This window comes from Streptomyces angustmyceticus (assembly GCF_019933235.1).
Lineage (GTDB): Bacteria > Actinomycetota > Actinomycetes > Streptomycetales > Streptomycetaceae > Streptomyces > Streptomyces angustmyceticus.
Genome location: NZ_CP082945.1, coordinates 4,214,694 through 4,226,871 on the forward strand (window position 1 = coordinate 4,214,694; position 12,178 = coordinate 4,226,871).

Genomic DNA, 12,178 nt, shown 5'->3' on the forward strand with positions numbered 1-12,178 from the left:
AGGAGAGGCCGTCATCTGGCGCACACCACCGGATGCACGCCGCCGGCCACGTGCACCCGGAGCGTCGCCCCGTCCGGCGGTGCCTCGCCGCTGCGCGTCAGCCATGCGTGCAGTGCCGACGCATACACCGCCGGGTCGGCGTCCGCCTCCGGTCCCGCTGACAGCTGGAGGACACCGAGACCACGGACCCGTACGGTGCACCGGTCCGGCCCGCTGACATACGCGGCGAGAGAACAGTGCGGGTGCTGGTGCAGGACGTCCGCTGTCCACGCGGCCGGGTCCCCGAAGCGGGGATCATCCGGCGGTCCGTCACGCCAGATCACGTCAGCCGTCGCCAGGTCACCCGGATCACGCGTGTCCTCGTGAACGGCGCGGTGCGCCTCGCCGCCGGCGTCGTACGGATGCCCGGCGGACCGCTCGATCACGACGTCGGGGCCGCGCACACGGGCACGGACATCCAGCGGATGCGTACGCAGCGGAGGGTCGTGCTGCGGCAAGGGCAGCGGCTCCAGCAGCGCGGGACCCACGGGCTCCGGGAGGTCCATCAGCGCGTAGAAGTGCCGTCGCAGCAGTTCCGCCGAGGCTCCGGGGGCCGAGGTGGTGAACTCGGCCGGCCCGGCGAGCGGCCGGTGGCGTGCCAGCAGTGCTTCGAACTGTTCGCGCAACGGGCCCTGCGGGTCCAGCCGCGGAGCTTCCCGGACGAACGCCGCAAGCGGTGCCTCGGGGTCCAGCCGCTCCTCCCCGGTGGCGGCCAGCAGCACAGGGCGGCCCAGTGCCGCGGCGTAGTAGCTGACCGCCCCGAAATCACCCAGGACGATGTCCGCGGCCAGGAGGGCCTGGCGCCACGCGTGCACCGGATCGATCAGGGTCAGTCCGCTGCGGCGGGCCCGGTCCAGCCACACCCGGATCTGTCCCGGGCCGTGCCCGTACCAGATGTTCGGGTGCAGGACGGCCGCGAGCCGGTAGTCGTCGGCCGGCAGCTCGGCCGCGAGCCGCGGCAACAAGCTCGGCAGGACGTCCTGGCCACCGCCGTTCCCGAAGAGCCCTTCCGGGTTCCACGTGGAGTTCACCACGACGAGTCGCTGTCCGCGCCGGATTCCCAGAGCGCGCCGGAAACGCTCCCGATGGGGGCGGGCGGCCAGTATGCGGTCGAAACAGGGGTCGCCGGCGAGCACGGCCGCCTTCTCGGCCTCCGGGCAGACCACGCGCAACCGCTCCAATTGCTCCGGATGGGACAGCACGAGACCGTCCACGAACGGCTCGCCGTCCGCCAACAGCCAGTCCGGCGACAGCCCGAACGTCGGCTCCCGGCTCCCGGCTCCCGGCTCCCGGCTCCCGGCTCCCGGCTCCCGGCTCCCGGCTCCCGGCTCCCGGCTCCCGGCTCCCGGCTCCCGGCTCCCGGCCAGCCTTTTAGTGTATCCGACACCATGCGACAAAATAGTCAAATGGCTTTTGAGGCAGTGCAGTTGGCCGCCGAAACTGGCGGAGATCGCAAGGTCCACGGGCGTGCGCAGGGCCTGAGCCCAGGGCATCACAGGCAGGTTCAACTCGGCGAAGAGGTTCCGGATTCCACCTTGGAACACAGACGAATCCGTCGAGGTGATCAGCAGTTGCACCCGGAAGTCGTCGTGGAACAGCGGCAGTACGTCCAGCAGGCGCCCGGCGGAGGCGATGTTGTGCACCACCAACAGAACCCGGCGATGTGCGGCCCGGCTGACCCAACGACCGGAGCCTTCCCCGACCGGCACACGTATCACCGGGGGATCGGTTGGCCCCACTGGTCACCTCCTGTTGGCTGCACAGCGCCTGCCGCACGTCCCGATCACCCTAGCCAGGCCCGGCCGGCGGCATGGCTCTGCCACGTCTCGCGGCGTCGGGCCCCCGAAGGCGCCAGTCGCCCGGGACGCGGTGGAAGGTCACGCCGCCTGGTACTGAGCGTCGCTCGCCGGGAGGTGTTCCTCCGCCCAGACGATCTTGCCGTCGGTCGTGTACCGGGTGCCCCAGCGGCGGGCCAGCTGCGCGACGAGGAAGAGGCCGCGGCCGCCCTCGTCGGTGGTCCGTGCGTGGCGCATCCGGGGTGAGCTGCTGCTGACGTCGGAGACTTCGCAGATGAGCGCGTCCTGCCGGATCAGGCGCAGCCGGATGTGTCCGTTGCCGTAGCGGATGGCGTTGGTGACGAGTTCGCTGACGATCAGCTCGAAGGGGAAGACCAGACCGTCCAGTCCCCAGGCGGTGAGGCGGTCCGCGGTCAGCGTGCGGGCGTCGGCGACGACCGACGGGTCGGACGTCAGCTCCCAGGAGGCCATTTGGTCCGCGCAGAGGGCGTGGGTGCGGGCGAGGAGCAGTGCGACGTCGTCGTCGGGGCCACCGGTGAGCACCTCGTTCAGGACGGTTCCGCAGAGTTCGTCGAGCCGCGCCCCGGGGGAGGCCAGTGCGGTGCGCAGCCGGGCGAGGCCCAGTTCCATGTCCTGGTCGCGGGTCTCGATCAGGCCGTCGGTGTAGAGGGCGAGGACGCTGCCGTCGGCGATGTCGAATTCGGCGGATTCGAAGGGCAGGGCGCCCAGGCCGAGCGGGGGCCCGGCGGGCAGGTCGGGGAAGGTCACCGAGCCGTCCGGGGCGATGACGGCGGCAGGAGGGTGGCCGGCGCGGCACATGGCGCACTTGCGGGTGGCCGGGTCGTAGACGGCGTACAGGCAGGTGGCGCCGAGTGCGGCGGGGGCCAGTGACGGGTCGGCGGTCTGTTCCTCGTCGATCAGGCGCAGCACCAGGTCGTCCAGGTGGGCCAGCAACTCGTCCGGAGGGAGGTCCATGTCCGCCAGGGTGCGGACGGTGGTGCGAAGCCGTCCCATGGTGGCCGCGGCGTCGATCCCGTGGCCCACGACGTCTCCGACGACCATGGCCACCCGGGCCCCGGACAGGGGTATCACGTCGCACCAGTCGCCGCCCGCGCCGTCGGAGGCATGGGCGGGCAGGTAGCGCCAGGCGACATCGAGGGTGCTGCCGCCGGTGAGACTGCGCGGGAGCAGGCTGCGCTGCAGGGCCAGCGCGGTGCTGTGCTGCCGGGTGTAGCGGCGGGCGTTGTCGATGCTCACCGCCGCGCGGGCCACCACTTCTTCCGCGAGGAGCAGGTCGTCCTGCTCGAAGGGGTCGCGCAGCTGCCAGCGGATGAACCTGACGACGCCCAGCACATCACCGAGGGCGAGGATCGGGACGAGGATCAGGGAGCAGAAACCGAATTCCTGGATTTTCGCGGCTCGGGCCGGGTCCGTTGCGAACCAGCTGCTGGTCGAGGCCCCCGGCATGGCCTCCAGACGGGAGCGCCCGTCGAGCATGCACTGCGTTTCGGGCGAGTGAGGGTGGAACACGACGGCCTGTCCGGTCGCCGCGACCGACTCGGGCACGCCTTCGTGGATCGACTGCTGGCCCGCACGGCGCATCTGCGGCGGATGGAGGTGAGCGCAGGGGCGCGGTGCCTCGCCGCGTATCACCGACTCCAGGAGATCGACGGCGACGAAGTCGGCCAGCCGCGGGACGCTGATGTCGGCCAGGGTCTGCGCGGTGTCCATGACGTCCAGGGTGCTGCCGGTCTGCGCTCCGACCTCGTTCAGCAGAGCGAGCCGCTCCCGAGCACGCCAGCGGTCGGTGACGTCGAGGATGATGAAGGACACGCCCAGCACCCGGTTCGTGGCGCTGTGCAGTCGGAAGACGGACAGCGAGTAGGCGTGCGGTCGGTGGGGGTGCGCCTTGGTACCGCCGCGCAGCAGGTGATCGACCAGGGGCCGGCCGGTGTCGAGCACGTCCCGCGTGAGCGACTCGATCCCCTCGATGTCCAGCCGGAAGTCCAGGTGGGGCAGCACGTCCCGCAGCCGCTTGCCCAACCGCTGGTCACGGGGGACGCCCCCGAGGCGCTCCAGAGCCGCGTTGACCCAGACGAAGCGCAGATCCCGGTCCAGCACGGCCATACCTGCCGGCGAAAGGGCGAGAATCCGCTCCAGCATCGGCGGATTCGCCTGCCACCACTCGTCGGAGGGCTCCGGGCCACGGCCGGCCGCACCTGCGCTGTCAGAGCTATCCATGTGCCTGCACCATCGTCCGCGAGAGGCAGCACCTGACGTATCCGGCGCGCTGGACTTCCGGACGCGCCAGAGATTCCTCCTTCAAGGATCGCACCGGCCTCCGAAGCCGTCGCAGCAGCCGAGCCCGGCCCGTCGGCCGATCCGCTGGAGCCGGCCTCGGTGGCTCTCCGCAGCGCCGGCTGGACAGCTGCGGCGTCACGACGCACGGACCGTCGCCCCACCAGCAACGGCATCCATGATCACCTCGCCGCCAAGGGGTCGCGGGTGCCAAGTCGGCGCGTCAGTCGATGGGTCAGGTCACGCGAATGGCACGCGGGCGCGAAACGGCCCGGACCACGAACCAGGCCCAGGTCGGCGACCTGGGCCTCCCGCGGTCTGTGGTTCAGCCGATGGCGGCCGCGCTCGGGCAGGTGCGGTGGCGGACCCAGGCGGCGCCGGCGGCGGTGGCGCCGATCATTGCGGCCAGCGCGGCGGGGACGGTGAACAGGAGCTGGAAGTACCCCACCGCGTAGGACCCGAAGAAGCCGAGGGCGACGCCCAGCCCGGCCGCCGCCACGAGAATGACGGGAAGCGCCTTGGTCAGGGCCGGCACGGTCGCGTCGGTCGCAGCGGCGTGGTGGTAGCGGAGCGTCAGGCGCACGGCCCGCCGGACCAGGAAGAAGGCGGCAAGCGCGCACACGGGCAGGCCCACCCACATCAACGCGACGCCGGGGTTGGCGAACGTGTGCACCTCCCTCAGTACCTGTCCGTCGGCCGTGGTGGTCAGGGATTCGCCGCTGGGGTCGAGGAGGTGGGACCAGCACACGTACCAGAAGGCGACGGCGGCAAGGGCGGGCAGAGCGGCGCCCTGGGCCGCCGCGACGGCGGTCTCCTTCAGGTGCCGGTGCGCCGGCCGCAGACCGCGTTCGTCCGCCCAGGAGGTGGCCAGCGCCTCGACGTCCCCGCCGAGGTAGTCCGTGACCGACCGGCCGTCCGAGGCGGCCGCGGCCAGGTCCGCGGCCAGCTCCTCAGTCATCTCGTCGGCCGTGTCCTGCGCGATGCCGAGACGGCGCCACGTCTCCGTGGCCTTCTGTAGGGCGTCCTCGACCGTCAGTGTCATGATTTCTCCCGCCCGGGTGGGCCGACGATGGTGTCGATGCTCATGGCGAATTCGCCCCAGTCGCGGCTCCAGGACCGGAGCAGCCGGAGGCCCGCTTCGCTGGGCCGGTAGTAGGTGCGGGCGGGGCCCCCGCCCCCGCTGCGGCGCTCGATCTCGACCAGTTCGCGCTTCCGCAGGCGCGCCAGCGCCGGGTAGATCGAGCCGTCCGCGACGTCGAGCCCGGCCTTGGCGAGCCGGACGGTCATCTCGTAGCCGTAGACCGGGCCCTCCGCCATCAAGGACAGCAGGCACATATCCAGTACCCCTCGCAGCCACTGGGCGCGGGGGGCGGATGTCTCTTCCATGGCCGGTACCGTACACAGCATGATTCATGCACTGCAAGCTAGTGCGGTGCACGATAGTGCCGCCGTTTGGTCACGGGCCGACGACCGGTCGTCGTGACCCTGGTGGCCCGGTCCGGACAGCAAACAAGGCCCAGGTCGCTGACCTGGGCCTCAACTGTGGAGCGGGTGACGGGAATCGAATCCGCGCTCCGAGCCTGGGAATCAACGGGGGCTGTCACCATCGTTGATTGCCGGCCCCCGGGGGTCCGACGAGGAGGATTCGCATCAGCGGAGGAACCCTTCGTAGTTGCGCTGCTGAAGCTGGCTCTCGATCTGTTTCACGGTCTCCAGGCCCACACTCACGATGATGAGGATGCTCGTCCCGCCGAACGGGAAGTTCTGGTTCGCATGGAAAAGCACCAACTCCACTGTTGGTACGAGCGCGATCAGCCCCAGGTACAGCGAGCCCGGCCACGTGATCCGGTTGAGCACGTAGCTGAGGTACCCGGCCGTCGGGCGACCGGCCCGGATACCCGGGACGAAGCCACCGTGCGTCTTCATGTTGTCGGCGACTTCTTCGGGGTTGAAGCTGATGGCCACGTAGAAGAAGGCGAAGAACACGATCAACAAGACGTACGCGGTGAGGTAAACAGGGTGGTCTCCCTTGGTGAAGACGGTGGCGGTCCAGGTCGCCCAGGCCGCCTTCGACCCGCTGAACTGTGCGATGAGCGCCGGGACGGAGAGCAGTGACGACGCGAAGATGACGGGAACCACACCCGCCTGGTTCACCTTGAGCGGGATGTAGGTGGACGTACCGCCGTAGGACCGGCGCCCGATCATGCGCTTCGCGTACTGCACGGGGATGCGCCGCTGGGCCTGCTCGACGAAGACCACCAGGGCGACCATCGCCAGGCCCACCAGGATCACCGCGAAGAACTCGATCCAGCCGCCGGCGAGCTTGCCGGTGAGCTTGACCTGCCACAGCGCGCCCGGGAAGCGGGCGGCGATCGAGATGAACATCAGGATCGACATGCCGTTGCCGATGCCGCGGTCGGTGACCAGCTCACCGAGCCACATGGTCAGGCAGGTGCCGGCGGTCATGGTGATGACCATCGTGATGGTGGTGAAGGCCGAGTCGTCGGGCACGATCTGGCGAGTGCAGCCCTGGAAGAGCGAACCGGCGCGGGCTGCGCTCACCAGCGCGGTGCCCTCCAGGGCCGCGAGCGCCACGGTCAGATAGCGGGTGTACTGGGTGATCTTCGCCTGGCCGGACTGTCCCTCCTTCTTGAGGGCCTCCAGCCGCGGGATCACCACGGTCAGCAGCTGGAGGATGATGCTCGCCGTGATGTACGGCATGATCCCCAGCGCGAGAATCGTGATCTGCAGCAGCGCACCACCACTGAACATGTTCACCAGGCCGAACAACCCGCTGTTGGCGTGGGTCCGATCCATGCAGAACTCGACGTTCGCGTAGTTCACCCCTGGGACCGGGATGTGCACCCCGATCCGGTAGAGCACGATGACGCCCAACGTGAACAGCAGCTTCTTGCGCAGGTCGGGCGTCTTGAACGCTCGGGCGAACGCGGTGAGCACGGTGCCTCCTGCGCCTCCCGCCACTTTGGGGCCGGGAGGCGACGGTCTTGAGGATCAACGAATACGTAGCGGCTGTACTGCGCGGAACTCGCCCGCACGAGGGGTTCCGAGGCAGGATTTTGTGGCCGGCTTGGTTGCCCAGGGCGCGGTGCGCGCGCAGACGACGTCGCCGTCTCCCCCTCGCCCAGGTGCACGGACACCGGGCTTCCTTGCACACCCATCGGGACCGCTTGAACGCGGCCAGGGCGCTACCTGGCAGTCGAGGTTCGTGTCGGCGTCGGAACCGGCTCGGCAGTTGAGGGACGGTACGGCATCGGCACCGGACCGGTAGTTGAGGCGCAGCTCGGCATCGGAACCGGCCCGGGGGGTGACGTACGGGTGGGCATCGAAGGACCGGAGGACGAGGGGCGATACGGCATCGGCACCGGCCGGGTGACAGACGTGCAGGTCGGCATCGGCGCCTCCGTGGTACTGGGCACGGGGCGGGGCGTCGACGGCATCGGGACCGACTCCGCGGGGGTGCCGGGACGGTGCTGGGGCCCGGTGGAGTCGTCCTGAGCGAAGGAACTCGGCAGGACCATCAGTCCGACTCCGAGTCCGGCAACGGTCAGCACGGATCCGGTGGCCGCCCAGGCTGCCCGAGCCCGCCGGCGTGCGCGAACGCCGGCGTGCAGCCGGTCTCGGTGCCGGTCCTCGTAAAGCGTGTCCTCCTGGCTGTCGCGCATCATCCGCGCCAGCTCCTGCTCGAAGTGATCCATAGCTCCCTCTTCACTCCACCGGCTCTGCCTCAGCCAGAAGCTGACGCAACCGTGCGACGCCGCGGGTTGTCAGTGAACGGGCGGTACCCACCGGACAGCCCAGCACCTCCGCGACATCCCGCTCGGGCAGGTCCTGGTAGTAGCGCAGCACCACCGCAGCCCGCTGCCGCGCCGGCAACAACGCCAACACGGCCTCCAACCGGGTCTGTTCGTCCACGGCAGCGGTCTCATCTGCCACCTCGGGCGGGTCGGGCAGCTGGTCCACAGGGTGCTCGCCCCACCAGCGACGCCGTGCCGAGCGAGCCGCAGCACGGGCCAGGACCCTGCGCACATACGCCTCGGGCGCCTGCTCGGCCACCTTCGGCCAGGCAAACCACAGTTTGACGAGCGCTTCCTGCAGCAGATCCTCGGCCCGGTGCCGGTCTCCGCCGGTGAAAAGCCGCGACAGGTGAAGCAACGCCGACCACCGAGCCGCCACGAACCGGTCGAACTCATCGGCCCGCAACTGCCCCATCAGCGTCACCCCTCACCTCAACACGCCCCTACACCCTCAATAAAGACACTGGCCCCTGCCCTGCTATGCACCCCGACAAGTGACATGGCTCACGCCCGCCATCCCGGCCGTGCCACGGCGCGACTTGTCCGGGTCGGCGTCGGCAGGTCAGACGGGATGTTTGCGGGTGGTGGGCGCGTCAGACCGAGGCGCCTGCGGGGAGGCATGGCGTTCCTCCTTCCAAGCCGGGAGTTCGGCCTGACCGCGCTGACGGCGGGGGGCGTTTCTCGACACAGTCCGTGCGGTCATGGGGTAGCCCACCGCGGAGCTCCGGAGATCTTTTACGGGACAGCCCTCAGCTGAAGCGGTCAGTTCTCCAGGGCGATCAGTACGCAGGCGCCGAGGAAGGCCATTCCGTCGAGCAGCAGGGACACCGCCGGCCCCCATCATGTGCCGCCACATGTACACCTGGCACAGATGGTCGACGACGTCGTACCCTGCCGGTCCGGTGCGCGACGCCCAGCCCGGCCCGGACAACAAACAAGGCCCAGGTCTCCGACCTGGGCCTCAACTATGGAGCGGGTGACGGGAATCGAACCCGCGCTCTGAGCTCGGGAATCAATGGGTCCTGGAGCGAGCATCCGGCTCTGACCTGTGGAAACGCTGCTTAGTGGTGTCGTCCGACGGTGCCCTTTCGTGCCCCTCGTGACCGTTGTTGACCGGGCTGAAGGGCACGGATGGGGCACGGGCATTCGTGACGCCTTTTCGTGCAGTGTTCCGGGCGCTGGTCGGTGAAGAAAGTTGGCTTCCGGAAGCCCGCCGTGCGGGCGGGGTCGCGCAGGCAAGGCCGGCGCAGCGAGTCGGGGGCTCCTGCATCGTCATGCCGGGTCCTTCTCGTCCGGTGCCTCCTGGGTGCAGCTGTTGCCGGGGGGGAGTGCCGGGCATCAGCTACCGCAGGCGCAACCCGCGACGGGCTCTGCGTCGACGGTCTTGCTCGCACAGCAGGCGTCACCGCCGGTGCTTGCGGACGGGTCGGCGCTCGTGCCGAGTGCGTCGGCGTCGGCCTTGACGACGTAGACCTCCCACGGCTCCTTGCCGGGGCCGTGCACCCACACCTTGTCCTGGAGGGCGTAGCAGCAGGAGGTGTCGTTCTCCTCGAATGTGGCGAGGCCGGCGTCCTTGAGGCGGGTGGTGGCGGCCGTCACCTGGTCCGTGGACGCGACCTCCACGCCGAGATGGTCGAGGCGGGTCTCCTGTCCGGGCTCGCCCTCGATCAACACGAGCTTGAGCGGTGGCTCGGTGAGGGCGAAGTTGGCGTAACCCTCGCGTCGCTTGGCCGGCTCGGTGCCGAACAGCTTCGAGTAGAAGGTGATCGACGCTTCGAGGTCGCTGACGCGCAGGGCGAGCTGTGCACGTGACATGGCGAGACTCCGATCGGCTTGCATTGATGTCTGTCGATTCAAGGTTGCGTCCTGATTCGAGAAACGTCAACATAGAGAAATGTCGAATCAGGAGCTCGTGGTGATCGAGCGGACCAGCGAAGCCGGTGAATGCTGCCCCGGCCTGCTTTCGGCCCCGCTCGATGAGGGCCAGGCCGTGGAACTGTCGAAGGTGTTCAAGGCCCTGGGCGATCCGGTGCGGCTCCGGCTGCTGTCGATGATCGCTTCGAAGGCCGGCGGCGAGGTGTGCGTGTGTGACCTCACTCCCGCGTTCGACCTGTCGCAGCCGACGATCTCGCATCACCTCAAGCTGCTTCGGCAGGCCGGACTCATCGACTGCGAGCGGCGGGGTACGTGGGTCTACTACTGGCTGCTGCCCGAGATGACCGACCGCCTCGCGGGCATCCTCACGCGTCCCGCGGGCGAGCCGCTGCCCGCCCGTGCCGAGGCGGACGGGGTGAGCGCGTGAGTGCCGCGTCCGAGAAGGCGGTCGCGGGCCGGCTGTCCTTCCTCGACCGCTACCTCGCCGTGTGGATTCTCGCCGCGATGGCGCTCGGCCTTGGCCTCGGGCGCCTCGTGCCCGGCCTCGGGGATGCTCTCGCCAAGGTGACTGTCACGGGGGTATCGCTGCCGATCGCGCTCGGTCTGCTCGTGATGATGTACCCGGTCCTCGCCAAGGTGCGTTACGACCGGCTCGACACCGTCACCCGTGACCGTCGGCTGCTGCTGCCCTCGCTCCTGCTGAACTGGCTCGTCGGCCCGGCGCTCATGTTCGCGCTGGGGTGGCTGTTCCTTCCCGATCTGCCCGAGTACCGCACTGGCCTGATCATCGTCGGGCTGGCCCGCTGTATCGCCATGGTCATCATCTGGAACGACCTCGCGTGCGGCGACCGTGAGGCCGCCGCCGTTCTGGTCGCGCTGAACTCGGTGTTCCAGGTGATCGCATTCTCGGCGCTCGGCTGGTTCTACCTGTCCGTGCTGCCGGGGTGGCTCGGCCTTGAGCAGTCCGGCGGGTTGGGGTCTCCCCTGCTCGAGCGGAGCCGAGAGCTTGGGGACGTGTCCGTATGGGAGATCGCCCGCAGCGTGCTGATCTTCCTCGGCATCCCGCTCGCCGCCGGCTACCTCACCCGCCGCATCGGAGAAAAGGCCAAGGGACGCACCTGGTACGAGTCCACGCTGATCCCGCGCATCGGGCCGTTCGCCCTGTACGGCCTGCTCTTCACGATCGTCATTCTCTTCGCGCTGCAAGGCGACGCGATCACCTCGCAACCGCTCGACGTCGCCCGCATCGCGCTGCCGCTGCTTGTGTACTTCGCTCTCATGTGGGCCGGATCCATGGCACTGGGGCGCTCGGTCGGCTTGGACTACCCGCGTGCGACGACACTCGCGTTCACGGCCGCCGGCAACAACTTCGAGCTGGCCATCGCGGTAGCCATCGCCACCTTCGGCGCCGCCTCCGGACAGGCCCTCGCCGGAGTGGTCGGCCCGCTCATCGAGGTGCCTGTGCTGATCGGCCTCGTCTACGTCGCGCTGTACGCCCGGCGCTTCTTCACCGCCCGCACGTCCCTGACCGAGGAAGACCCCGCGCATGTCTGACACCGCCCTGCCCTCCGTGCTGTTCGTCTGCGTCCACAACGCCGGCCGCTCGCAGATGGCCGCCGCGTTCCTCACGCACCTTGCGGGCGACCGCGTACAGGTGCGGTCCGCCGGGTCCGCCCCCGCCGACACCCTGAACCCGGCCGTTGTCGCGGCGATGGCCGAGGTGGGAATCGACGTCTCGGCCGAGGTGCCCAAGGTGCTCACCGTCGAGGCCGTACAGGCATCCGACGTCGTGATCACCATGGGCTGCGGCGACACCTGCCCGGTCTTCCCCGGTAAGCGGTACCTCGACTGGCAGGTGCCCGACCCGGCCGGGCAGGGCGTCGAAGCCGTGCGCCCCATCCGCGACGAGACCGAGCAGCGGATTCGCGGACTGCTCGACGAGATCGCCCTTGAGGGACAGGCATGAGCAGGCCGCCAGGCCGCTGACGCCGGAGCGTGATCACTGGGGAGACCTGTGCCCGCGCTTCCCGGATGCGGCCGGATGGCGGGACCGCCTGTCGACCGTGGTGGCCACACACCCTGCCGACCGCGGCGATCTGTCGGCCGCGCTCATCCGTTCCGACGGCATCGTCGCCTGGGCCGGCGCCCCGGACCTGTCCGCGGACACCGCAGCTCTCGCGACCGCGCTGCGCACCTGGCCCGGCGAACCGCACACGTGCACGACGAACGGCCAGAAAGGTGAACCTGGTCAACCTGCAGGCAGGAAAAGCACCGGGCAACACAGAGGGAAGGTCTGATGGTGTGCGATCCACTCTGACGGTCGGTTCGGCACAGATCTGCCCGCATGCTGTCGAA

12 protein-coding genes are annotated in these 12,178 nt (G+C 69.5%); 5 read left to right on the forward strand and 7 right to left on the reverse strand.

The window, feature by feature from the left end:
- Positions 1-11: 11 nt before the first annotated feature.
- The 5 genes from K7396_RS18900 to secY form a co-directional block, all read right to left on the reverse strand.
- The gene (locus K7396_RS18900; protein ID WP_308686910.1) at positions 12-1,685 is read right to left on the reverse strand and encodes a hypothetical protein; all 1,674 of its coding nucleotides are present in this window, start codon (positions 1,683-1,685) and stop codon (positions 12-14) included.
- 231 nt (positions 1,686-1,916) lie between these two features.
- Positions 1,917-4,076: a SpoIIE family protein phosphatase gene (locus K7396_RS18905; protein WP_086715238.1), complete on the reverse strand. Its 2,160-nt coding sequence runs from the start codon at positions 4,074-4,076 to the stop codon at positions 1,917-1,919.
- 382 nt (positions 4,077-4,458) lie between these two features.
- On the reverse strand, positions 4,459-5,175 hold the full coding sequence (locus tag K7396_RS18910; protein WP_086715240.1) for a hypothetical protein: 717 nt from the start codon (positions 5,173-5,175) through the stop codon (positions 4,459-4,461).
- Positions 5,172-5,519: a PadR family transcriptional regulator gene (locus K7396_RS18915; protein WP_086715242.1), complete on the reverse strand. Its 348-nt coding sequence runs from the start codon at positions 5,517-5,519 to the stop codon at positions 5,172-5,174. The genes K7396_RS18910 and K7396_RS18915 overlap by 4 nt, the downstream gene beginning before the upstream one ends.
- Positions 5,520-5,783: 264 nt before the next feature.
- Positions 5,784-7,091 carry a preprotein translocase subunit SecY gene (gene secY / locus K7396_RS18920; RefSeq protein ID WP_086715244.1) on the reverse strand — a complete coding sequence of 436 codons (1,308 nt, stop codon included), beginning with the start codon at positions 7,089-7,091 and terminating at the stop codon, positions 5,784-5,786.
- 378 nt (positions 7,092-7,469) lie between these two features.
- Here secY and K7396_RS18925 point away from each other — a divergent pair, with 378 nt between their 5' ends.
- The gene (locus K7396_RS18925) at positions 7,470-7,649 is read left to right on the forward strand and encodes a hypothetical protein (RefSeq protein ID WP_086715246.1); all 180 of its coding nucleotides are present in this window, start codon (positions 7,470-7,472) and stop codon (positions 7,647-7,649) included.
- A gap of 210 nt (positions 7,650-7,859) precedes the next feature.
- Here the strand turns inward: K7396_RS18925 and K7396_RS18930 are convergent, their stop codons facing one another.
- The gene (locus K7396_RS18930; protein ID WP_086715269.1) at positions 7,860-8,363 is read right to left on the reverse strand and encodes a SigE family RNA polymerase sigma factor; all 504 of its coding nucleotides are present in this window, start codon (positions 8,361-8,363) and stop codon (positions 7,860-7,862) included.
- Between the two features lie 923 nt (positions 8,364-9,286).
- Entirely contained in the window at positions 9,287-9,763 is a 477-nt protein-coding gene (locus K7396_RS18935) for an ArsI/CadI family heavy metal resistance metalloenzyme (RefSeq protein WP_086715248.1), read from the reverse strand.
- Positions 9,764-9,842: 79 nt separating this feature from the next.
- Here K7396_RS18935 and K7396_RS18940 point away from each other — a divergent pair, with 79 nt between their 5' ends.
- Genes K7396_RS18940 through K7396_RS35980 form a run of 4 tightly spaced genes read left to right on the forward strand, consistent with a single transcriptional unit; the run spans position 9,843 to position 12,120 of the window.
- The gene (locus K7396_RS18940) at positions 9,843-10,250 is read left to right on the forward strand and encodes an ArsR/SmtB family transcription factor (RefSeq protein ID WP_086715250.1); all 408 of its coding nucleotides are present in this window, start codon (positions 9,843-9,845) and stop codon (positions 10,248-10,250) included.
- A complete protein-coding gene (gene arsB / locus K7396_RS18945; protein ID WP_086715252.1) occupies positions 10,247-11,377 on the forward strand; it encodes an ACR3 family arsenite efflux transporter in 1,131 nt (376 codons plus the stop codon). Before K7396_RS18940 ends, arsB begins: the two co-directional genes overlap by 4 nt.
- Entirely contained in the window at positions 11,370-11,789 is a 420-nt protein-coding gene (locus K7396_RS18950) for an arsenate reductase ArsC (protein ID WP_086715255.1), read from the forward strand. Before arsB ends, K7396_RS18950 begins: the two co-directional genes overlap by 8 nt.
- Positions 11,773-12,120, forward strand: coding sequence for an aromatic-ring hydroxylase C-terminal domain-containing protein (locus K7396_RS35980; RefSeq protein WP_359489030.1), 348 nt, complete (start codon positions 11,773-11,775; stop codon positions 12,118-12,120). The genes K7396_RS18950 and K7396_RS35980 overlap by 17 nt, the downstream gene beginning before the upstream one ends.
- Positions 12,121-12,178 lie beyond the last annotated feature (58 nt).